This is a genomic window from Paraburkholderia diazotrophica (assembly GCF_900108945.1).
GTDB lineage: Bacteria > Pseudomonadota > Gammaproteobacteria > Burkholderiales > Burkholderiaceae > Paraburkholderia > Paraburkholderia diazotrophica.
Genome location: NZ_FNYE01000010.1, coordinates 200,471 through 222,978, shown reverse-complemented (window position 1 = coordinate 222,978; position 22,508 = coordinate 200,471). Strand labels below are relative to the sequence as shown.

The following is a 22,508-nucleotide window of genomic DNA, read 5'->3' as shown; positions in this document are numbered from 1 at the left end:
CAATAATATGAAGTGACATCGACGACTCGCCGCCGAAGTTATGGCGGCGACCAATCGAATGCAGTGCTTGCCCGGCAATCGCCGGGCTTTTTTTATTCTTGAGCAAATTCGATTGCGCACGCTCAAGAAAAATCTACGGGTCTTTAAAGATAAACCGGAAACAAGTACCGGCTCTCTTTAGGCTAGATCAGAGGTTGTAATCCGCCTTTAACATTTCACCGTGGATTCATCTATTCTTTGTTGCGTACGTCGGTGTTAGCCCGGAAGCCGACGACAAATTTAATAGCGGCGCGCCTCCCGATGCATGCGTATAGCTGGTAACGTCTATGCTTGCTGGGCATCCAGCTTGGCCCGTGCAGGCGTTCGCCTGCGCAGACGCGACTCCTGTGGAAATAGAGCAAAGACATAGACCGAAGAAGTTTTTGAAGGCACCCAATTCAAAACCAGAATAAAGCCGCTTATTTGTGACAGGTGAGGAACGCATGGACACGTTCGCAGTCGAGTCACCGCAGCAATCCAATGATCAGCTTGCCCATATCGCTGCTGCGCTCAATGCGCTGCGTCGGGGAGACACGTCATATCGTCTGCCCGATGACTGGGAGGGTGACGCAGGGAAAGTTGCATCCGAATTCAATCTGTTGTCTTCGCAGACGGGGCGCGTCGCACAGGACATCGGCAAGATGTCGAGGCGTCTGTCCGGTCCCGGCTTTCTGCCGAAGGAAGTCGCGGTCAGCAGCGATGCGCTGGCAGGCGTCTGGCTCGATAGCGCGTCCCACGTGAATCAGCTTTTCGACAGCGTGACGACCGCCCACGAATGCACACGAACAGTGCTCGCTGCGCTGGCTGCCTTGCAAAAAGGAGAGGCCGTTTCGTTGCCGGCGGACTGGACGGGCATGCACGGCAAAGTCGCGCAAGTCTTCAATGATGTCGTCGAGCAGAGCATCTGCATGTCGGAAGAACTCGGCCGCTTGAGCCGGGTGGTCGGCAAGGAAGGGCGGCTGAAGGAACGCGCTGCGCTTCCGTATGCGCGCGGCTTCTGGGGCGATTCGATCGATGCGGTGAATTCGCTGATCGCCGACCTCGTTCATCCGACGAGCGAAGTCGCGCGTGTGATCGGCGCGGTCGCGCAGGGCGATCTGTCGAAAAGCATGGCGCTCGAAGCCGATGGCCGTGCGTTGCAGGGCGAGTTTCTGCACACGGCCAAGACAATCAATACGATGGTCGAGCAGCTCGGCACGTTTGCCGTCGAAGTGACGCGCGTCGCGCGCGAGGTCGGCACGGAAGGCAAGCTCGGCGGTCAGGCCGACGTGCAGGGCGTTGCCGGCACGTGGAAAGATCTGACCGATTCCGTCAACTCGATGGCGGGCAATCTCACGAGCCAGGTGCGCAACATCGCCGAAGTGACGAAAGCCGTCGCGGCCGGCGATCTGTCGAAGAAGATCACCGTCGACGTGAAGGGCGAAATACTCGAACTGAAGAACACGATCAACACGATGGTCGATCAGTTGCGCTCGTTCGCATCGGAAGTGACGCGCGTCGCGCGCGAAGTCGGCACGGAGGGCAAGCTCGGCGGCCAGGCGGACGTGCAGGGCGTCGCGGGCACGTGGAAGGATCTGACCGACAACGTGAACTTCATGGCGGGCAATCTCACGAGCCAGGTGCGCAACATCGCAGAGGTCACGGTTGCCGTTGCAACGGGCGACCTGTCGAAGAAGATCACCGTCGACGTGAAGGGCGAAATTCTCGAGCTGAAAAACACGATCAATACTATGGTCGATCAGTTGCGTTCGTTTGCGTCGGAAGTGACGCGCGTCGCACGTGAAGTCGGCACGGAGGGCAAGCTTGGCGGCCAGGCCGAGGTGCAAGGCGTCGCGGGCACATGGAAGGATCTGACCGATTCGGTGAACTCGATGGGCAGCAATCTGACCGCACAGGTGCGCAACATCGCCGAAGTGACGACGGCTGTCGCGGCGGGCGATCTGTCGAAGAAGATCACCGTCGATGTGAAGGGCGAAATTCTCGGGCTGAAGAACACGATCAACACGATGGTCGATCAGTTGCGTTCGTTCGCATCGGAAGTGACGCGTGTCGCGCGAGAAGTGGGCACGGAAGGCAAGCTCGGCGGCCAGGCGGAGGTACAGGGCGTCGCCGGCACGTGGAAGGATCTGACCGACTCGGTCAATTCGATGGGCAGCAATCTGACCGCACAGGTTCGCAACATCGCCGAGGTGACGACGGCTGTCGCGGCGGGCGATCTGTCGAAGAAGATCACCGTCGATGTGAAGGGCGAAATTCTCGAGCTGAAGAACACGATCAACACGATGGTGGATCAGCTCAGTTCATTTGCATCGGAAGTGACGCGCGTCGCGCGCGAAGTGGGCACGGAAGGCAAGCTCGGCGGCCAGGCGGATGTGCAGGGCGTGGCGGGCACATGGAAAGATCTGACCGACTCCGTCAATTCGATGGGCAGCAATCTGACGGCACAGGTGCGCAATATCGCCGAAGTGACGACGGCTGTTGCGGCCGGCGATCTGTCGAAGAAGATAACCGTTGATGTCAAAGGCGAAATACTCGAACTGAAAAACACGATCAACACGATGGTCGATCAGTTGCGCTCGTTCGCATCAGAAGTGACGCGCGTTGCGCGTGAAGTTGGCACGGAAGGCAAGCTCGGCGGCCAGGCGGACGTGCAGGGTGTGGCGGGCACGTGGAAAGATTTGACCGACAACGTGAACTTCATGGCGGGCAATCTGACGGCGCAGGTGCGCAATATTGCCGACGTGACGAAGGCCGTTGCCGCGGGTGATCTGTCGAAGAAGATCACCGTCGACGTGAAGGGCGAAATCCTCGAACTGAAGAACACGATCAACACGATGGTCGATCAGCTCGGTTCGTTTGCATCCGAAGTGACGCGCGTGGCGCGCGAGGTGGGCACGGAAGGCAAGCTCGGCGGCCAGGCGGACGTTCAGGGCGTGGCGGGCACCTGGAAGGATCTGACCGACAACGTGAACTTCATGGCGGGCAATCTGACGGCGCAGGTGCGCAATATCGCGGACGTGACCAAAGCCGTTGCAGCGGGTGATCTGTCGAAGAAGATCACGGTCGACGTGAAGGGCGAAATACTCGAACTGAAAAACACGATCAACACGATGGTCGATCAGTTGCGCTCGTTCGCATCGGAAGTGACGCGCGTCGCGCGCGAAGTGGGCACGGAAGGCAAGCTCGGCGGCCAGGCCTATGTGCAGGGTGTAGCGGGTACATGGAAGGATCTGACCGACAACGTGAACTTCATGGCGGGCAACCTGACGAGCCAGGTGCGCGGCATCGCAAAGGTCGTGACGGCCGTTGCGAACGGCGACCTCGCGCGCAAGCTGACGGTCGAAGCGAAAGGCGAAATCGCGGCGCTCGCGGACACGATCAACAGCATGACGGATACGCTCGCAACGTTCGCCGATCAGGTGACGACCGTGGCGCGTGAGGTCGGCGTCGAGGGCAAGCTCGGCGGCCAGGCCAAGGTGCCGGGCGCATCGGGAACATGGAAGGGGCTGACGGAAAACGTCAACCAGCTTGCGGCGAATCTGACGACGCAGGTGCGGGCCATCGCCGAAGTCGCGACGGCCGTCACGCAGGGCGACCTCACGCGGTCGATCACCGTCGAGGCGCTAGGCGAGGTCGCGGCGCTGAAGGACACGATCAACGAGATGATCCGCAACCTGAAGGACACGACGCAGGTCAACACCGAGCAGGACTGGCTCAAGACGAATCTCGCCAAGTTCAGCCGCATGCTGCAAGGGCAGAAGGATCTCGTCGCTGTCGGCCAGCTGATTCTTTCCGAGCTCGCGCCTGTGGTCGGCGTTCAGCAGGCCGAGTTCTTCGTGCTCGATTCGTCCGATGACGCCGCGTCGTTGCGGCTGATGGCGAGCTATGCATCGAGCGGTCATCTGTCGCATGGCAAGCGCGTGCAACTGGGCGAAGGACTCATCGGCCAATGTGCCGTCGAGCGCCGCAAGATTCTGCTGGAGCCGTCCGGCGCCGACAACATCCGCATCACGTCCGGGCTGATCAGCATCGTGCCGCACAATGTTCTCGTGCTGCCCATCGTGTTCGAAGGGCAGGTGAAGGGCGTGATCGAACTCGCTTCGTCCGAGTGCTTCAATCCCACTCACCTCGCGTTCCTCGATCAGCTGACGGAGAGCATTGGCATCGTCATCAATACGATCGAGGCCAACACGAGAACGGAAGATCTGCTCAAGCAATCGCAGTCGCTCGCGCATGAATTGCAGAGCCGTCAGGAAGAACTACAGCAGACCAACGAAGAACTGCAGGAAAAAGCGCGGCTTCTCGCGCATCAGAATCAGGAAGTCGAGCGCAAGAACACCGAAGTCGAGCAGGCGCGCCAGGCACTCGAAGAAAAAGCAAAGCAGCTTGCGCTGACGTCGAAGTACAAATCGGAATTTCTCGCCAATATGTCGCACGAGCTGCGCACGCCGCTCAACAGCCTGCTGATTCTTTCCGATCAGCTGTGCAAGAACCCCGAAGGCAATCTGTCGACGAAAGAGATCGAGTTCTCGAGAACGATACACTCGTCGGGCAACGAGCTGCTCATGCTGATCAACGACATTCTCGATCTGTCGAAGATCGAGTCGGGCACAGTGGTGATGGACTTCGCCGAACATCGCCTCGCCGATCTCATGTCGTATGTCGAGCGCACATTCCGCCACGTCGCCGAAGCGCGCAACGTGGACTTCGTGATCCATCTCGGCACGCGTCTGCCTGCGTCGGTCCGCACCGACATCAAGCGCTTGCAGCAGATCCTCAAGAACCTGCTGTCGAACGCATTCAAGTTCACGCATCGCGGACATGTCACGCTATCGATCGAAGAAGTATTCGGCGGGTGGAACGCGGATAACGAAGAGCTCAATTGCGCGAAAGAGGTCATCGCGTTCTCGGTGTCCGACACGGGCATCGGCATTTCGGCGGACAAGCAGCAGATCATCTTCGAGGCATTCCAGCAGGCCGATGGCAGCACCAGCCGTAAATACGGCGGCACGGGTCTCGGCCTTGCGATCAGCCGCGAACTGTCGAAACTGCTGGGCGGAGAAATCCGGCTCGTCAGCTCGCCGAACAAGGGCAGTACTTTCACGCTCTATCTGCCGTTGTCGGGCGAGATGGGCCGCGTCGCGAGAAAGACGGTCTCCGTTTCCGGCGACGATGCCGCCACCGTTCTCAACAGCAGCGATGCCGCCAGCGAGGCCGATGCGCTTGCGGCGCATGAATTCATCGATACCGTCGTCAGCGAAACGCGCGAACTGGCGGGCACACCCGAAGACGACCGCTTCAACATCATGCCCGGAGACCGCGTGCTGCTGATCGTCGAAAACGATCTGGCGTTCGCACATTTCCTGCTGGACGCAGCGCGCGAGCGCGGCTTCAAGGGGCTCGTCACGCCGCTTGGCGCACCCGCGTTGACGCTCTCCGATCAGTTCAAGCCCGACGTCATCACGCTCGATCTGTTCCTGCCGGATATGGATGGATGGCGTGTGTTGAACCGCCTCAAGCACGATATGGCGACGCGGCATATGCCCGTCTGCGTGATCTCGACGGACGAGGCGCGCGAGCGCGCATTGGAGGCGGGCGCGTTCGCTTTTCTCGCGAAGCCGATCCAGGCCCGCGAAATACTGGACGATGCGCTGAGCGTGCTGGCCCGCTACGCCGATACGACGCCGCGCAAGCTGCTCGTCGCGCTGCCCGATTCGCCCGAGCGCGAACACTTCGCCTCGTCGTTGTCGAGCGACAAGATTTCACCTGTATTTGCAGCAACACGCGAGCAGCTGATAGCGGCGCTTGCCGACAGGAATCTGGGCGCGGTCGCGATCGGCGCGGAACTGTTCGAGTCGAGCCTTGAGGACATCAAGGCGGCACTGTCGAACAGAGGACTCTTCGCGCCGTTGCCGTTTGTCGTGCTGACGCACGGGAAAGAGCCGGGCGCATGGGCGCGCGACATCGAAACGTTCCGGCCGCTCGCCGTTTCCGACATGAGCCGCCTGCTCGATGCGACGGTCGCATCGCTGCACTTCGACCGCAAGTGGCTACATGATGAAGCGCGCGACGTGATCGACAGTCTCCATGGCGCGAATGCGGATCTCTCCGGCCGCAAGGCGCTGATCGTCGACGACGACATGCGCAATATCTTTGCGCTTGCAACCGTCCTCGAGGATCACGGCATGCAGCATGTCTGGGCCGACAACGGCAGGGACGCAATCCGGCTCGTCGAAGCGGACGACGAGATCGACATCATTCTGATGGACATCATGATGCCGGAGATGGACGGCCTCGCGACAACGAGAGAGATCCGCAAGCGCGAGGTCGGCCGCACGCTGCCGATCATCGCGGTGACGGCGAAAGCGATGAAGGGCGATCGCGAACGCTGCATCGAAGCGGGCGCGTGGGACTATCTGTCGAAGCCCGTCAACCGCGAAGATCTGCTCGCGGTGCTTCATGCGTGGCTGCATCGCTAGGAGAGCGCAATGGACAATGCCGTCGCCTCTTCGCGGCAACCCGTCAACATTCTCGTCGTGGACGACTTGCCGCAACAGCACCTCGTGATGCGCACGATTCTCGAAGAGCTCGGCGAGAACGTGATTACGGTCGGATCGGGGCGTGAAGCACTGAAGGCCGTGCTGGAGCGGAACTTCGCGGTCATCCTGCTCGACGTGAACATGCCGGGCATGGACGGTCTCGAAACGGCGTCGCTGTTGCGCACTTACCGGCGCACGGCCAGCACGCCGATCATCTTCGTGACCGCGTATATCGACGAGTCCGAGATGAAGCGCGCCTATTTGCTGGGCGCCGTCGACTATATTTCCGCGCCCGTCGTTCCGGAGATTCTGCGCTCGAAGGTCAAGGTCTTCGTGGAAATGCATCGCATGCACAAGGAGCTGCTGTTGCGCGCGGAAGAGCGCGAAGCGTTCGTGCGCGCGGAAGCGGGCAGAGCAGCTGCCGAGCGCGCACGGCAACGCGCCGATTTTCTTGCCGCCGCGAGCCACGTGCTGACCCGTTCGCTCGAAATCGATACGACGTTGCAGCGCATTGCAGAGCTTGCATCGGGCGAACTCGCCGAGACGGCGTTCGTCGCGGTGAGGGGCATCGGCGAGTTCGCCGCGGACTATACGGCAAGATCGGCGCGGCGCAACCATCCGCATCCGCCGGATTTCGCCGCGTTTCGGGCCGGCACGCTCGCGCAGGCCTTTCCCGACGTGAACCGCTTCGTTGATCGACTGCTGCATGAGAGCAGCCCTGAAAACGAGCCTGGTATCGACGAGTTCGTTACCGAAAACATCAGCGACGCGTGCTCTTGCGAAGGCATCCGGTGCGTGAGCGCGTTTCCGCTGTTGACGGGCAGCCAGAAGGGCGTGCTCGTGCTCTGCGCGGCGGCAGGGCCGATGCCCGCCGAGCGGACCACGCTCGTCCAGGAGTTCGTCAGCCGTGCTGCCATCGCGCTCGAAAACGCGCTGCTGTTTTCGACGATCCGCGATGGCGACAGGCGCAAGAACGAATTCCTCGCGATGCTCGCGCATGAACTGCGCAATCCGCTCGCGCCGATCGCCAATGCAGCCGCCGTAATGCGCAGCGCGAAGAAGGGCGATGCGGAAGTGCTGCGCTGGGCGAGCGAGATCGTCGGCACGCAGGTCGAGCATATGGTGCGCATCGTCGAAGATCTGCTGGACGTGTCGCGTATTGCGAGAGGCACGGTGACGCTGCGCAAGGCGCCCGTGCCGCTTTCCGTCGTGATCGGCCGGGCGGTGGAGACGAGCCGTCCTCATCTCATACGTCACTCGCAAACGTTGACTTGCGACGAAGGGGCCGTCGATGCCGTCGTGGATGGCGATGTCGTCCGGCTCGCGCAGATCGTCGCGAACCTGCTGAACAATGCGTCCAAGTTCACGCCGCAAGGCGGGCATATTTCGCTGTCGACGCGCTTTGCCGACGGCATCGCGTCGATTACCGTCGCCGATGACGGACAGGGCATCGACGCAGCATTCCTGCCACACGTGTTCGATCTTTTCGCACAAGCCGATGCATCGCTGCATCGTTCGCTCGGAGGACTCGGCATCGGACTGACGCTCGTGCGGCATCTGACGGAACTGCACGGCGGGTCGGTTCAGTGCAGGAGCGAAGGGCTCGGCAAGGGCTCGGAGTTTACGATCCGCTTGCCCGGCACGATGACCGAGCGCGTTACGCCCGTACGGGCAACCGTCGTCCATCTGAACCGCAAGGCGGCGACGCGCGTTCTCGTCGTGGACGATCTCGTGGCTTCTGCCGAAAGCCTCGAAGCGCTGCTCGCGATACACGGCTACATTGTCCGATGCGCGACGGACGGCGAGTCGGCATTGAGCGTCGCCGCGGAAATGAAGCCCGACGTGGTCGTGCTCGACATCGGACTGCCGGACATGACAGGCTACGAGCTCGCGCGATATCTGCGGCAGGGAAGCGCGTGCCCACGCGCGTTGATGATCGCGCTAAGCGGTTATGGCCAGGAAGAGAACGTGCGGCAGGCGATGGAAGCAGGCGTCGACCACTATCTCGTCAAGCCCGCCGATCCTGCGGCGCTGCTCGAACTGCTGGCCACACGCGAAGAGGGCCGCGACTATGACGGCATGGCCGCGACGTGATTTTCGCCGGCGGTTTCGTCCGATCGCGCAAACGATGGTATGTGCGCGCCCCGCGCACGAACTAGAATGAGATGAGCCGACGTCGCACGAATGCGCGTGATCGCGCATCCCCTTCATCCGCACGGGAGGATCAGCATGCCGACCTACCAGTATCGTTGCCAGAGTTGTGGTGAAACGTTCGAACACGCGGAGCATCTCGCAGAACATTCAACGGTGCAGCTGAAATGTCCCAAATGCGGGAGCGACAAGGTGCAGCATGCACCGACGCCGTTCGTTGCGAAGACTTCCAGGAAGAGTTGAGCGCCCGATCAAATCCCGCCGTCATGACGCATGCCGTTGTGCGTTGTGCGTTGTGCGGTAAATGGATGCATCAAAACACGTCTTAACGTCACGAGGTCGTGATGGCATGGCTCGTCATTCTGCATGGCGCCTACTGGCGCGACGTCTCACCCGAAGCGTTCAAGGAGCACGCGAAACGGGACGACTGGAGCCAGTTGGTTTGCGAAACCTTCGACGCGAGCGAAGACATCTGCGAAGCGGAACATGAAGGACTGAAAATCCTGATTCCGCGAAACACCGTCATTGCCGCAGTGAACCTGCAGGACCGGGAGCAGGCGAAGGGCTTTGCGTTGCCTGCTCCCGACGGCGACGTTCATCGCTGACGCCGCCGCACGTTGCGCTTTACGGGCGCCTTCGCGGCAGTTGCGAAGCGCACGGTGCGTTAATTTTCCCGACGCTCAGAAAGCCGACGGCTCTGCGATGCCGCGCGGCCGGTCGGCCGGTGTGCTTTCGGCAAAGGCGACGTCGGGCTTCATCGCGAAGCTCAACAGGATTCCGCAGATCATGATGCCGATCGACAGCATGAAGGTCACGTTCCAGTTGCCGATGTGATCGACGACATAGCCCGCCACCACCGGGCTCACGATTGCCGCGATGAAGCCGTTGCCGCTCATGATCCCGCTCGCCGTGCCGGCGCGATCGTAGGCGATGTCCATCGGGATCGACCACATCGGGCCGATGTTCATTTCATTGAAGAACATCGCGGCACCTAGAAATACGAGCGAGTACACGGGATCGTGCAGCAGCACGACGGGCACCAGCGAGAGACCCGTCAGCGCCATGCACGACGCGACGAAATAGCTGCGCGCGAGCTTGACGTTGCCCGTCTTGCGCAACAGCCGGTCGCTGATGAGACCGCCCGCCAGATCGCCGACCACGCCGGCAATGAACACGCCGGACGTGAACACGACAGCCTTCTTGATGTTCAGATGGAAGCTGTGCATGAAGTAGAGCGGCATCCAGTCGAGCATCAGCCACAGAATCCAGTTGTAGCAGAAGTAGACGGCAGACACGGGCGCCATGCGCCGGTAGAGCCGCATCCATGTGCCGCGCGCATCGGCGGGATGCGTCGTCTTCGGCGGCGGCAGGATGTCCAGTTCTTCGCGCGTGATGCGCGGATGATCGGCGGGCCGTTCCGTGTACGTGAGAAGCCACAGCACGAGCCATCCTGCGCTGAGCGCGCCGAGCAGATAGAACGAGAAGCGCCAGTCGAACGCCGTCATCAGTGCGAGCACCAGCATCGGCGCGATCGCGTTGCCGAGTCTCGCGCACGAATGCGTGATGCCTTGCGCCATGCCGCGCTTGTCCTTCGTCACCCATGCGGCCATTGCGCTTGTCGATGCGGGAAAGGTCGCGCCTTCGCCGAGCCCCAGCAGCAGGCGCGCGGCGATCAGCGAGACGAATCCGCCCGCGAGACCCGTGAGCGCCGTCGCGACGGCCCAGACGGCCGCGCACGCGATGAGTGTGCGCCGCGCGCCGAAGCGGTCGCTGACCCATCCGCCGATGAACTGGAAGATCACATACGGATAGGCAAACGCGGAAAAGATCAGTCCAAGTTGCGTGTTCGTGAGCCCGAGTTCGCTCTTGAACTGACCCGCAGCCGTGCTGATGTTGACCCGGTCGACGTAGGTGATGAAGTACATCAGGCACAGCATTGCCAGAACCACGGTCGTGGCCTTCGGCAGCGTTCGTTTCATGTCTCCTCCTCTTATGGGTTCTGCTGTTAGCGCTTCGACGAACCGGCCGTGAATGCGGCGACGGCATCGCGAAACGCGCTGCTGCCGTAGACGGTCTCGATCAGGTCTTCGTCGTCGAGGCGCTGCTCGACGACGATGCGCCGCAGGCTTTCCTTGACGGCATGCTGCGTCACTTGCGACAGCGCGCTCAGGCGCCGCGCGAGCGCGCGCGCCGCTGCGTTTAGCGCGTCCTTGGCGCAGACTTCGTAGACGTAGCCGCATGCGAGCGCTTCGTCGGCGCCCAGATAGTCGGCGAGCATCAGCATCTTCTTGACGCGCGGCACGCCGAACGCCGCGTGAAGCCGTGCGATATTGCGCGACGACAGTGTGTTCGACAGCGTCTTCGCAATCGGCGCGCCGAACTTCGACGCGTCGCTGCACACGCGAAAATCGCACGCGGTCGCGAGCGCAAGCCCGCCGCCCACGGCCCAGCCGTCGATGACGGCGACCGTCGGCACACGGATGCGTTCGACGGCATCGATCACGCGTTCGACGAGGGCCTCGTAGGCGACGCCCTGACGTCCATCGCGGAAGTCGCTGAAATAGCCGATGTCGGTGCCCGATACGAACGACTTGCCGCCCGCGCCGCGGATCAGGATGCAGCGCACGCCTGCATCGCGCTCGCATTGGTCGATCAGCGCGAGCAACGCTTCGTACATCGAAATCGTCATCGCGTTGTGCCGCTCGGGACGATCGATCAGAATCTCGGCCGTGCCCGCGTCGGGCATGCTCAACTTGACCTCGTCGCTCATGGCTGCGCTCCGTTGATTTCGGCGAAGAGTTCCTCGTTGTGCTCGCCAAGCAGCGGCGGGTGGCGCCGCACGCGTTGCGGCGTGCCCAGCAGCTTGACGGGGAAGCCGATGTTCTTCACCTTGCCTTCGATCGGGTGATCGATCTCCATGCACATGCCGCGATGCTGCGCGTGCTCGCTGCCGAACGCCTCGGGATAGGAGAGGATCGGGCCCGCCGGAATGCCGGCCGCGAGCATCGTCTCGATCCAGTCCTCGCAGTCGCGTCGAGCAAACGACTGCTCGAGCGTTTCGATCAGCGCTTCGCGATTCTTCAGGCGCAGCGACACGGTTTCATAGTCGGAATGCCGGACGAGGTCGGGTCGTTCGAGCAGTTCGCAGAGCTTCGTCCACAGCTTCTGGTTGGTCGCGCCCATCACGAAGTAACCGTCGCGCGCCTTCACCGCCTGATAGGGCGCGCTCATCTTGTTGCTCGTGCCGAGCGGCGCCGGCGGCACGCCCGTGCCCCAGAAGTCCGACATGTCCCAGATCGAGAATGCCATCGCCGAGTCGAACAGCGATGCGTCGATGTGCTGTCCCTCGCCCGTCGCTTGCGCGCCGATATAAGCCGACAACACGCCATAGACGGCAAAGAGCGCGCAGCCGATATCGGCGACGGGCACGCCCGCCTTCACGGGCTTGCCGCCCTTGTAGCCCGTTACGCTCATCACGCCCGACATCGCCTGCGCCATCAGATCGAAGCCCGGACGCGACGCCCACGGCCCGCTCTGACCGAAGCCGGAGATGCTCGCGTACACGATCTTCGGATTGATCGCGCGAATCGACTCGTAGTCGATCCGCAGACGCTGCACGACGCCGGGCCGGTAGTTTTCGACGATGACGTCGGCCGTTTTCGCGAGCTTGTAGAAGAACTCGCGGCCTTCGTCGCTCTTCAGATCGAGCGCGAGCGAACGCTTGTTGCGGTTCATGTTCAGAAAGCCCATGCTGTCGGGCCCTTTCATCTTGAAGCCCATTGCGCCGCGCGTCTGATCGCCTTCGAGCGGCTCGACCTTGATCACGTCAGCGCCGAGATCGGCGAGCAGCATGCAGGCGAACGGTCCCGCCATCACCTGGCTGACATCCAGCACGCGGATGCCCTGCAGCGGCAACGCTCGCGCTTGTACGGATTGCGCCGATCGCGCGGATTGGTCGGTTTGCGCCATGTAAAGTCTCCTGAAAGGTTGTGCGAACGATCGCCGCGCGTCAAGGGCGGGGCGGCAATCGATGGAATTGCATCGGCAGCGGCAAGAAGCGGGCTGCCGGAATGTCGGGGCGTGTGTATGCGGCGCGGTGTGTGACGGCCGCCTGGGGGCTTCGGTGTTAAGAGCCGAAGTGTGCCGCCCGTCGTGTTGTCTCCGGGTGCTCGTTGTTTTTACAACTGTCACTCAGTCGGGAGACGGCGGCAAGCATCTAAGAATCATGGCTGGTTTCGCGAATCGCGAAAGGCGATGGGCGATTTCGGCCTGGTGTGGCCAGTTGTGGTCGGGTATGGCCATGGGTACATGACCCAGCTACGGCCAGGGCATGGGGCACGCGCCCTATCACCGCCTCTCGATCAATGCGTTGACGACGTTCTCCAGCGTTTGCGCTTGCGCATGCCCTTCGACGCACGAAAGCACATAGCTGCGCTGATGCCAGTCGCCTTGCAGTTCGGCGCAGGCGAGCGTTTGCTCGGGGTGAAAGCTGTCCAGCACGTCAGGCGGCATCAGGCCGACGCCGAGACCGTGCCGCACGAACGCGAGCATCGTGTCGAAGCCGTTGACGGAATAATCGTTGGTGAAATGACGGCCGCGGCTGCGATACGCGCGCTGCACCGCAGAAAGAATCGCCGAGCCTTTGCCGAGACTGACGAGGGGAATGTCGAACAGATCGTCGATAGCGATGGGCGTATCGGGAAACCGGAAATGCGGCCGGCTGTAGACCAGCACCAGACGGTCTTCGCGATATGGCAATTGCGGCAGGTCCAGAAAGCCGCTCTTCTTTTCGTAGATGCCGATGTCGATCACCTTGTCGCGCAGCAACTGCTGGACGATCTTGCTGTTCTCCTCGACGATTTTCAGCGAGATGCCCGGGTACTTGCGCTGGATGCCCGCGATATCGCGAGCAAGAAATTCGATGACGACCGCCTTCGGCGCGCCGATGATGATGCGCCCCTCCAGTCCGTGAGCGAGCGTCTGCGCATCGCCCGCGAGCCGGTCGACGAGCGTGTCGATCTGGCGGATATAGCGCAGCAGCTTGTCGCCCGATTCGGTGACTTCGACGCCGTGCGGCACACGGCGAAACAGCTTTGCACCGAGCTGCTCCTCCAGATCGGATACGCGGCGCGATGCGGCCGCCACTGCGAGCCCCAGCTTGTCCGCTGCCCGCGAAATGCTGCCCTCGTCCACGATGGCGAGGACCAGCCGAACGGTTGTCGTGTCGACTCTCACGATGATCGAATCTCCGGATTGAATGAGGGCGGGTGAGCGAGATTGTCCGTCAGTGGGACGCGGGTGACTAGCCGGGTTGAGGGCTGACCGTTCCTCGACTGGCAATCAGTCCTCTGTCAGTTTTCGGCGCGGCGCGCTGTCGAAACGGCTTGCGAAAGCGGCACCGGTCCGCCGACCGTCGCGACGTAACCGATGTCGGGCGCGGGCGTGGATGCGTCGGCATTCGACAACGCAAGCGTATTGGGTCCTGCTTGAAACGGCACATAGACCGTGATGGCGCCCATGCTTCCATCGCTGCGAGTGGGAGGGAAGGCGAGCATCGTAGGCCGTTGGCCGTTCATCGTCAGTTGCGCAAACGCGGTCCGGGTACTGTCGTTGACGTAGCCGATTTCGATGAAGCCCGCGCGCGCGCCCGATGCCATTCCGCTGAAATTCACGGTGCCGAGGCCCGTCACCCTCTTGCCGCTCGCGCACGCCGGGCAGCGTGCATAGACGGCACCGCCGGCGAGCGAACCCGGTTGCCACGTCACGGGCGACGGGTCCGCGCCGCTTATCGTGAGCATGACGACGCCTCTGGCGGGCACGCCGGGTGCCGCATAGGACGTCGCAAATCGACCGAGGTCCTTGCCCGCCCACACATCCCGCACCGTCGCCTGCGATGACGGAACGAGGCCGAGCGAGTCCCATGTGACCGTCATCGGCGCAGCCTTCGCCGAGTTGTTGAAGAGGACGACCGCTCGCTGCCCCGTTCCCGCCAGCAGCTTCGCCCACACCTGCAGGCGTCCGGACTGCGCGACCAGCAGACCTTGCAGGCCCAGCGCATCCTGATCGATTGCGAGCACTTCGGGATTCGTCAGCAGACGTGCAGTGTCGGGCGGGAGCGGCTTCGCCAGATCGTTGCCGAGGATCATCGGCGCGCCGGAAATCGCCCAGAGGCTGATGTGCGTCTGATCGTGAAGGGCGGACATCCGCATTCCGGCGACCATCATGTCGGGGTCGTTGTAGTAGCCGGTATGCTGTCCCTCCGGATGATAGTTGCCGGCCAGGTTGAAGACGACGCTATCGAAGTCCGGTGTGATGTCGCGCGTGGTTCGCCACATCGTGCCGACGCCGGCGCCCCACGCCCAAGGACCTTCGTTGTAGTCGGGAAACGATTTGTCGGTGGGTATCGTGCCCCAGTCGCACAGGCTGAACGTGAGGCGATGGCCCGTCTGCGAATAAGCCCGGTTGATGGACTGCGCAATGGAACGATAGGTTTTCTCCGGATCGTAGTCTTTCGCCGCGCCCCCGCAAAAATCGACCTTGACGAAGTCGAATCCCCATTGGGCAAATTGCAGAAAGTCGTGATCGTAGTGAGCCGGATCGCTTCCGACGAAATGCATACCATCGGCCCGCTTGCCGCAGCCTCGCGGACCCGCATCGATATAGATGCCCGCCTTCAGCCCCTTGCCGTGGATATATCGAGCAATGGCCTGCATTCCGCCGGGCCATTGCGCCGTATCGACGATAAAGCTGCCGCTTGCGTCTCGTTGTCCCGAGCGCCACCAGCCTTCGTCGATGTTCACATACTCGTATCGATGGCCCGAGGCAATGCGCGCGTTCAGCGCGGCGAGGCCGTCGGCCTGTGCCTTGATGACGTCATGGTTCACGGCTTCGCCGAGGCTGTTCCATGATGACCAACCCATCGGCGGTGGAGGCACCGGTATCTGCGTCGCACGTTCGGTGTCGGCGGGCGTGTGAGCGGAATACGCTGCTTCGCCATTCGCGGAGTCGGTGACGCGGCCGCACGCGCACAGGCTCGAAATGAGCCATAGAACAACGAACACGCGCCGATCACAATGCAATGGCATAGCTCTCTCTCCCGTCTTCCGCATCAAGCCAGCTTGAATAGTAGGTGCGCAAAGAAAGTTCTTCGCGGATATCCAGGGGCACGCGGTAGTTGGGATGCGATCGGCCGGGAGCGGTCAATGGCCCATACGATTGCACCACATTCAAGCGTCAGTCTGTTACCTGGCTACAGACCATCGCGCGCCGACCGTTCGACAATATCTCTATGAAGGACAAGGTTACGTGCTGCGATACGACAAAGCTGGCGACCGGATTGCACGCATTGCTCTCTGTCCCAAGGTGCTTGTCGAACGTGCAATTTGACCTACGTCAACTGAAAGGCAGGGAGCAGAAGTACGTTACCAGTACAGGGCATTTGCTGGCAGTTGCCGACTCGCAGCAGAGCGCAGATGACGAGGGGTGCCGCGCGGGCGCCGGCCCGCGCGCCGGCACCGCCATGAGCAGACGCCTTGTACGGCGGCCCGATGACGGCTTTCTTGACATGAGAGGGAACCATGATTGTCAGAACTCCCGTCCTCGCGTTTCTGTTCGTGATGCTGGCGGCTCCGCTTCAGGCTGCAAGTGAGGAGGTGCGACCGGAAACGCCTTCCGTGCTCGAGTCGGCGCTGGAAACGGCCCCCGTCGAGATCGACGGTCAGCTTCTCTTCAGGGTCCGGGGGATTTCGTCCTTTCCGGCCGCGGAGCGCGCCGAGGCCATCAGGGGAAGAATCGAAAAGGTCGCAGCGGACCCCTCATTCCCGAGCGACGGTCTGAGCGCCGAGATCGTGGAGAACGTCACGATGATCATGGCCGGTGAGGCTACGCTGATGATCGTGAGCGAAGCGGACGCCCGCCTGGAACACACGAGCCGGGACCATCTCGCCACGTTGAATATGATGCGAATCCGCCGGGCCATCGACGAATACCGGCAGTCCCGTCGAAGCGACGCTCTGCTCAAGGCGGGGCTGTATGGTGCCGGAGCCACGGCCCTTCTAGCGCTGGTGATCGCTGTTCTGCTCGTGCTCAACCGATGGTTGGACAAAGCGCTTTCGCAACGTCTGAAGAGTCGTGTCCACGCTATCGGCATTCAGTCTTTTGAGATTCTTCGTTCCGAGACTATCTGGAAGGCGTTTCATGGCCTGATGCGTGTGATTGGCGTCGCGACCATCGCTGTATCAACGTATGCCTACTTGCACTACGTGCTTGCGCTCTTTCCGTGGACCCACTCCATCTCCAACGGTCTGTTCGCACTCGCCACAGGCGCGGTCGAGCATATGGGGAAATCCGTGGGCGCCACGATCCCGGATCTTCTCATTCTGGGGATCATCTACTATCTCGCCCAGTTCGTCCTGCGCCGGGTCCGGCACTTCTTCGATGCGGTCGAGCAGAAGCGCGTCATCTTCGCCCAATTCGAGCCGGAATGGGCCCTCCCGACCTACAAGCTTGTCCGGATCTTGATCCTGGCCTTCGCGCTTATCGTCGCGTACCCGTATATCCCCGGCTCCGAATCGGCCGCGTTCAAAGGGATTTCGATCTTCATCGGTCTGGTGCTCTCTCTCGGCTCCTCGACAGCGATTTCCAATCTCATTGCCGGCTACCTGATGACTTATCGACGGGTGTTCAAGGTCGGCGACCGGGTGAAGGTGGGCGACGTGACGGGCGAAGTGATCGCAGTCCGCCTCCAGGTGACGCATCTGCGGACGATCAAGAACGAAGAGGTCACGATTCCCAATTCCCAGATCTTGAACGGCGACGTAACCAATTTCAGCTCGATGGCGGGGACGCGGGGATTGATCCTTCATACCACGGTCGGAATCGGGTACGAGACCCCATGGCGACAGGTCGAGGCGATGCTGCGTGTAGCCGCCGAACGAACTTCGGGGGTGCTCGGGGAGCCGCAGCCGTTCATCCTGCTAATCAAGCTGGGGGACTTTGCGGTTACTTACGAACTCAACGTCTATATCCGTGACCCGCATGGGATCGCGCGGATCAATGCGGACCTGCATCGGCATGTTCTCGATGTCTTCAACGAGTACGGAGTGCAGATCATGACGCCTGCCTACGAGGGCGATCCCGACGAACCGAAGGTTGTACCGCGCGCGCAATGGTATGCGGCACCGGCATCGTCCGATCAAAGGAAAGCAGGTTGACTGCTCACCGCTACGCCACGCAGATTTCCGCCACCGCGGTACAAACCTGACCATTGCGCAAGAAGCCGTTGACACACATCAACGGAGGTTTCGGACCGGGAAGTAGGCTTGAAATCAACGACAGCTCGTGTCATTCGCACGCGCTACACGCCCCCGGGAGGCATCGTGAAAAAACTCGTGTTCGCAATCGCGCTTTGCTCCGCACTGACGTCGCCGATGCTTGTTGCCGCATCCAAAGACACCGCGACCGCGCAAAGCAGTTCCAGATCTCAAAGTGCGGATACCGCCACATTCGACAAGAATCTGGCTCAGTTTCAGGAGCAGATGAAGATCATGCAGGCGCAAATGGATCAGATTCGCAAGACCCAGGACCCGCAAGAACGCCAGAAGCTTCTGCGGCAACACGGGGCTACGATGCAGAATGCGATGAGCACCCTGCACGGCATGTGGGGACCCGGGATGATGGGCTATGGCGGGATGGGCCACGGCATGATGGGCGGCTGGGGGCATATGGGAGGGTATTACTCGCAGTTGACGCCCGAACAACTTCGCAAGCGCCAGTACATGACTGACCAGTACCTGCGGATGCAACAGGAAATGATGAACAACATGATGTGGCAACAGCAGTACTGGATGGGTCCTCCTGCTTCGCCGCAGTAAAGTCTGCGCGAGCGAATGAGCGGATTGCTTCGGGATTGGCCATTGGCGGCAAGAAGCACGGAGGAGTGCTCCCGTCCGACAACCATCATTTCCCCGAGCACTCGCGATGAGCCCAAAAAAAGCCCGCCGTCATGGCGGGCTCAAGCCATATCCGAGGAGATATGGAGGAGACGTCCTTTATCCCACTAGCAATGACTGGCCTCCGTCGATCCATACGGGCGTCCCGGTGATGAACTTCGCACGCTCCGACGCAAGAAAGCTCACCATTTCCGCGATATCTTCGCCCGTTCCCGCCTGGCCGCCCGTCAGCGGAATTTTTCCGCCCGGATAATCGGCGGGTTCCGACGCCTCTTCGCTGGAACGCGCGCGCGTGTTCTCGCCGATCTGCGATTCGATCTTGCCCGGACACACGACGTTCACGCGTATCTTGTGCTTCGCGAGTTCGAGCGCGGTCATTTGCCCGAGTGCGAGCAGGCCGCCTTTCGTCGTCGAGTACGCGGATGCGCCGCCATGACTGAAGACGCGCGTTCCGTTGATCGACGAAATGATGATGATCGAGCCGCGACCCCTACGCTTCAGATGCGGCACCGTGTAGTGCAGCGTCAGATACGTGCCGCGCAGATTGGTGTTGAGCGTGTTGTCCCATTCGTCGGGCTGAAGCTCGTCGATGGGCGCCCACACACCGTTGATGCCCGCGTTCGCGACGACGATATCGAGCGCGCCGAAATGGCCGATACCCTTTTCGAGCGCAGCCCGATAGCCCGTGTCGTCGCGCAGGTCCGCCGTGATGCCGAATGCGACGCCGCCGCCACGGCCGATTTCGTCGACCGTCGCCTTCGTTTCCTGCTCCTTGTGTGCATGGGCGATCACGCGTGCGCCTTCGGCCGCCATCTTGAGCGCGCACGCCTTGCCGATGCCCGAGCCCGCGCCCGTCACGAGCGCGACCCTGTCTTTCAAGTCCATCCGATTCTCCCGTTCCAGCGCTATCGTCTAGCCGCCGCCGATTCCCTGGAGCACCTTTCCTGTGCCGTTGCAAACGCTACAGCGTTGCCCTTCGACGATGCCTGTTCCGCGACATGCGCTGCATATGTCCTCTCCGACACCGGGCGCGTCGGGCGGTCCTTCGTCTCCGGGGTTCAAGGGTGTTTCGCCTGGTTGCATGTCGGCCTCCGTTTTCCTTGACCACAGCAGAGAGCGCAAGCGCTATGCCTGTCTCCCGTCGCCGCGGCTTCGACGTGCATTCCCGATGTGCGTCCCCGATGTGCATCCCGACCCGCTTTGCGTCACGAACGGGTTCGTTTGCGAATGAGGCTGACCTCGCCGTTGCGTTCAAGAATGGCGGCCTGCACGTCGTCGAGATCGGGCGAGTGAAACGACTGCCGCGCGGCCTCGAAGATATCCGTCTTCGTGATGAGCGCCGCCGACATCTGCCGCGCGTCGAAGCGGCCTTCGCGATAGACCTCGCGTTCGCTGCCGACCGCGAGCGATTCGAGCCATCGCGAGCGCACGCAAACCCATGCAAGCGCGCGATGGATCAGAACGATCACGAGCGACGCGGTCAGAGTCGGAACGACGGGCGACGCACCGACGATCACGCGGCTCAACGTCGCGCCAAGCAGAATGGCCACGACATAATCGAACGGAGAGCGCTGGCCGAACGAACGTCGGCCGGAAATGCGGATAAAAAGCAGCGCCGCGAAGAATACGACGATCGCCCGCATCGCGGTCTGAAGCGCGTTCAGGTCTCTGCCCTCGCCGAATACTGCAATCAGCACATCCATTTTGCTTTCCTTTCCTGCATGGCGGCCCGACGCGACCAGCCCGATCAGCCATCGGCTAGCCTATGCCTGCTGTCCGATATATCCCGGCAGTCCCATTGCGGCTGTCGACTTCGCGAGTTCGACGGCTCTTACGACCAGCGCGTCGAATGCCTCATCGCTATCGGGATGAGGAAGCGCGCCTCGAAACAGATTGGCCCATCTGAATTCTCCGAGCGGCACCGATGTTTTGTCATAGCCGCCCGCATTGCGCACGACAGCGGCAAGGCTGCGGAATTCGTCGTCGGCGGCTTCCCATACATGCACAGGCATTTGCGCGAAGGAGACGCGCCGGCCGTCCGGGTCATAGGGATAAGTCCACGCGTTGTTTTCCAGCGTCAGCCAGAACTCAGCTTGCGTCAGTGACGACAGATCGCTGACGAGGACGAACGGCACCATGCGGATACCGACCCGCCACAACGCGGCGGCGACGTGATGGTGATCGATTGCATACGGCGAGCCGCCTGGTCCGTATACGACGGGTACGGGCTTTTCGGCGATCGCCATGTCCAGATCGTGACCGCTCAATGATTTGTACACAGCGGCTTTCTGTTCGATCTGGCGCTCGCCGTGCGTCATCTGCGTCGGACGCAGGCGCTCGATTTCCAGTTTCTCCATGCTGTCCATCCCTCCCGCCTTCGCGGTGCAGGATTTGTGCCCGTGCCTGTGCCGATGCCCTTACCACGCGCACGGCCCGATGGGAACAACGGATGCTCGAAAACAGCGTGGCCATATGGCGAACGATGCGAATGGCGTGAGCCAGATCTTCAATCTCGAACGGGAGTGTCGAATGAAAGCAGCCGTGTACGAGGGCCCAGGAAAAGTCGTCGTCGAGGACATGCACGATTCGCGGATCGAAAAGCCTACCGACGTTCTGGTGAAAGTCACCGCAACCCATAGCTGATGAAGAAAGGCCAGCTCGCCTTCGACTTTGGCCGGCTCTGGATGAAGGCGCAGCACATGGCGATCGACAGGCAGCGCAGTCAAATCTTGAAACGCAGACATCCAAGGGAGAAAGAGCCATGTCCGATGTGCCCGACAACATGCGCGCGTACCGCATCCACCGCTTCGGCGGCCCCGAAGTGCTGGAACGCGAGCCGGTTTCCGTGCCGCAGCCCGGACGCGACGAGGTGCTCGTCAAGGTGCTTGCGGCGAGCGTCAATCCCGTCGATATCAAGACGCGCGAAGGCCGCTATCCGCCGATACGCGAGGAAGCGTTGCCATTCACGCCGGGCCGCGATTTCGCGGGCGTCGTCGCGCGCGTCGGCGAGGGTGTCAGCGGATGGAAGCCGGGGCAGGAGGTGTACGCGTTCGTCGGCCAGGGACCGGGCGCATTCGCCGACTACGTGCTCGTGAATCAGCACGCGCTCGCGAGAAAGCCCAATACGCTCGACTTCCCGTTGGCGTCCGCCGTTCCGCTTGCCGCATTGACAGCGTGGCAGGGGCTCTACGAACACGGGATGCTCGAAGCCGAAGAGCGCGTACTGATTCATGCGGGCTCGGGCGGCGTCGGGCATTTCGCTGTCCAGTTCGCGAGGCTCACGAGCGCGAAGGTCTTTGCGACGGCGTCAGGGGACGGCGTCGAATTCGTCCGTTCGCTCGGTGTCGATCACGTGATCGACTACAAGACGCAGAAGTTCGAAGATGCCGTCTGTGACGTCGATCTCGTGTACGACCTGGTCGGCGGGCAGACGCAGGAACGATCGTGGAACGTGATACGCAAGGGCGGCCGCATCGTGTCGACGCTCAACGAGCCGTCGCAGGTGAAGGCGGGCGAACGCGGCGCAGAGGCGTTGCGCTACACCGCGCATCCCGACGGCAAGACGCTCGCGCGAATCGGCGAATTGATCGACGACGGGGCCGTGCGCGTCGTCGTTTCGGCGAAGTATCCGTTCGATGAACTGAGCGCCGCGCTCGCGCATCTGCAACGCGGCCACGTACACGGAAAGATCGTGATTGATGCGACGATTGCCGGCTGAGTGAAGGTTGATTTACGGCTGCTTTACGGCTGATTCAGCCCCGACTGAAGCGGTCGATCACTGCAATCATCTGGAATCGTTTTTGCTGATTCAAACGCCAGGGTAGTCATC

The 22,508-nt window shown here is 61.6% G+C and carries 16 protein-coding genes; 8 read left to right on the top strand and 8 right to left on the bottom strand.

Annotated elements, in window-relative coordinates:
• Window positions 1–482: 482 nt before the first annotated feature.
• The 4 genes from BMW76_RS15710 to BMW76_RS15695 all read left to right on the top strand — a co-directional run bounded on the left by BMW76_RS15710 (window position 483) and on the right by BMW76_RS15695 (window position 9,334).
• A complete protein-coding gene (locus BMW76_RS15710) occupies window positions 483–6,518 on the top strand; it encodes a hybrid sensor histidine kinase/response regulator (protein ID WP_218162537.1) in 6,036 nt (2,011 codons plus the stop codon).
• A gap of 9 nt (window positions 6,519–6,527) precedes the next feature.
• The gene (locus tag BMW76_RS15705) at window positions 6,528–8,672 is read left to right on the top strand and encodes a response regulator (protein WP_090866505.1); all 2,145 of its coding nucleotides are present in this window, start codon (window positions 6,528–6,530) and stop codon (window positions 8,670–8,672) included.
• A gap of 135 nt (window positions 8,673–8,807) precedes the next feature.
• Window positions 8,808–8,972 (top strand): FmdB family zinc ribbon protein, encoded by a 165-nt coding sequence (locus tag BMW76_RS15700; protein WP_090866542.1) that lies wholly within the window; start codon window positions 8,808–8,810, stop codon window positions 8,970–8,972.
• Window positions 8,973–9,073: 101 nt separating this feature from the next.
• Entirely contained in the window at window positions 9,074–9,334 is a 261-nt protein-coding gene (locus BMW76_RS15695; protein WP_090866503.1) for a hypothetical protein, read from the top strand.
• Window positions 9,335–9,409: 75 nt separating this feature from the next.
• Here BMW76_RS15695 and BMW76_RS15690 read toward each other — a convergent pair whose 3' ends face one another.
• The 5 genes from BMW76_RS15690 to BMW76_RS15670 all read right to left on the bottom strand — a co-directional run bounded on the left by BMW76_RS15690 (window position 9,410) and on the right by BMW76_RS15670 (window position 15,814).
• Window positions 9,410–10,708: an MFS transporter gene (locus BMW76_RS15690; protein WP_090866501.1), complete on the bottom strand. Its 1,299-nt coding sequence runs from the start codon at window positions 10,706–10,708 to the stop codon at window positions 9,410–9,412.
• Between the two features lie 26 nt (window positions 10,709–10,734).
• Window positions 10,735–11,499, bottom strand: a complete 765-nt coding sequence (locus tag BMW76_RS15685) for an enoyl-CoA hydratase (RefSeq protein ID WP_090866499.1) — start codon at window positions 11,497–11,499, stop codon at window positions 10,735–10,737.
• Window positions 11,496–12,698, bottom strand: coding sequence for a CaiB/BaiF CoA transferase family protein (locus tag BMW76_RS15680; protein WP_090866497.1), 1,203 nt, complete (start codon window positions 12,696–12,698; stop codon window positions 11,496–11,498). The genes BMW76_RS15685 and BMW76_RS15680 overlap by 4 nt, the downstream gene beginning before the upstream one ends.
• 378 nt (window positions 12,699–13,076) lie before the next feature.
• On the bottom strand, window positions 13,077–13,964 hold the full coding sequence (locus tag BMW76_RS15675) for a LysR family transcriptional regulator (RefSeq protein WP_090866494.1): 888 nt from the start codon (window positions 13,962–13,964) through the stop codon (window positions 13,077–13,079).
• A 116-nt stretch (window positions 13,965–14,080) separates the two neighbouring features.
• Entirely contained in the window at window positions 14,081–15,814 is a 1,734-nt protein-coding gene (locus BMW76_RS15670) for an alpha-galactosidase (protein ID WP_245763244.1), read from the bottom strand.
• Window positions 15,815–16,306: 492 nt separating this feature from the next.
• Here BMW76_RS15670 and BMW76_RS15665 point away from each other — a divergent pair, with 492 nt between their 5' ends.
• Window positions 16,307–17,941, top strand: a complete 1,635-nt coding sequence (locus tag BMW76_RS15665) for a mechanosensitive ion channel family protein (RefSeq protein WP_090866492.1) — start codon at window positions 16,307–16,309, stop codon at window positions 17,939–17,941.
• A gap of 165 nt (window positions 17,942–18,106) precedes the next feature.
• Window positions 18,107–18,601, top strand: a complete 495-nt coding sequence (locus BMW76_RS15660; protein WP_090866490.1) for a hypothetical protein — start codon at window positions 18,107–18,109, stop codon at window positions 18,599–18,601.
• Window positions 18,602–18,778: 177 nt separating this feature from the next.
• Here BMW76_RS15660 and BMW76_RS15655 read toward each other — a convergent pair whose 3' ends face one another.
• The 3 genes from BMW76_RS15655 to BMW76_RS15645 all read right to left on the bottom strand — a co-directional run bounded on the left by BMW76_RS15655 (window position 18,779) and on the right by BMW76_RS15645 (window position 21,036).
• The gene (locus BMW76_RS15655; RefSeq protein WP_090866488.1) at window positions 18,779–19,564 is read right to left on the bottom strand and encodes an SDR family oxidoreductase; all 786 of its coding nucleotides are present in this window, start codon (window positions 19,562–19,564) and stop codon (window positions 18,779–18,781) included.
• A 320-nt stretch (window positions 19,565–19,884) separates the two neighbouring features.
• Complete coding sequence (locus BMW76_RS15650) at window positions 19,885–20,382, bottom strand: DUF421 domain-containing protein (RefSeq protein WP_090866486.1); 498 nt, start codon at window positions 20,380–20,382, stop codon at window positions 19,885–19,887.
• Between the two features lie 60 nt (window positions 20,383–20,442).
• Window positions 20,443–21,036 (bottom strand): ParB-like protein, encoded by a 594-nt coding sequence (locus BMW76_RS15645; protein WP_090866538.1) that lies wholly within the window; start codon window positions 21,034–21,036, stop codon window positions 20,443–20,445.
• Between BMW76_RS15645 and BMW76_RS40350 the strand changes: the two genes are divergently transcribed.
• Complete coding sequence (locus BMW76_RS40350) at window positions 21,035–21,322, top strand: hypothetical protein (protein ID WP_143062268.1); 288 nt, start codon at window positions 21,035–21,037, stop codon at window positions 21,320–21,322. The two genes, BMW76_RS15645 and BMW76_RS40350, sit on opposite strands and share 2 nt — an antisense overlap.
• A 118-nt stretch (window positions 21,323–21,440) precedes the next feature.
• Entirely contained in the window at window positions 21,441–22,397 is a 957-nt protein-coding gene (locus BMW76_RS15640) for an NADP-dependent oxidoreductase (RefSeq protein ID WP_218162536.1), read from the top strand.
• Window positions 22,398–22,508: the final 111 nt, after the last annotated feature.

Bases quoted from the DNA above. Each gene is read 5' to 3' on its own strand.
- BMW76_RS15685 (WP_090866499.1), bottom strand. From the start codon at position 11,499: ATGAGCGACGAGGTCAAGTTGAGCATGCCCGACGCGGGCACGGCCGAG.
- BMW76_RS40350 (WP_143062268.1), top strand. From the start codon at position 21,035: ATGCTGTCCATCCCTCCCGCCTTCGCGGTGCAGGATTTGTGCCCGTGC.
- BMW76_RS15645 (WP_090866538.1), bottom strand. From the start codon at position 21,036: ATGGAGAAACTGGAAATCGAGCGCCTGCGTCCGACGCAGATGACGCAC.
- BMW76_RS15640 (WP_218162536.1), top strand. From the start codon at position 21,441: ATGTCCGATGTGCCCGACAACATGCGCGCGTACCGCATCCACCGCTTC.
- BMW76_RS15700 (WP_090866542.1), top strand. From the start codon at position 8,808: ATGCCGACCTACCAGTATCGTTGCCAGAGTTGTGGTGAAACGTTCGAA.
- BMW76_RS15670 (WP_245763244.1), bottom strand. From the start codon at position 15,814: ATGCCATTGCATTGTGATCGGCGCGTGTTCGTTGTTCTATGGCTCATT.
- BMW76_RS15710 (WP_218162537.1), top strand. From the start codon at position 483: ATGGACACGTTCGCAGTCGAGTCACCGCAGCAATCCAATGATCAGCTT.
- BMW76_RS15655 (WP_090866488.1), bottom strand. From the start codon at position 19,564: ATGGACTTGAAAGACAGGGTCGCGCTCGTGACGGGCGCGGGCTCGGGC.
- BMW76_RS15690 (WP_090866501.1), bottom strand. From the start codon at position 10,708: ATGAAACGAACGCTGCCGAAGGCCACGACCGTGGTTCTGGCAATGCTG.
- BMW76_RS15650 (WP_090866486.1), bottom strand. From the start codon at position 20,382: ATGGATGTGCTGATTGCAGTATTCGGCGAGGGCAGAGACCTGAACGCG.
- BMW76_RS15695 (WP_090866503.1), top strand. From the start codon at position 9,074: ATGGCATGGCTCGTCATTCTGCATGGCGCCTACTGGCGCGACGTCTCA.
- BMW76_RS15665 (WP_090866492.1), top strand. From the start codon at position 16,307: ATGATTGTCAGAACTCCCGTCCTCGCGTTTCTGTTCGTGATGCTGGCG.
- BMW76_RS15680 (WP_090866497.1), bottom strand. From the start codon at position 12,698: ATGGCGCAAACCGACCAATCCGCGCGATCGGCGCAATCCGTACAAGCG.
- BMW76_RS15705 (WP_090866505.1), top strand. From the start codon at position 6,528: ATGGACAATGCCGTCGCCTCTTCGCGGCAACCCGTCAACATTCTCGTC.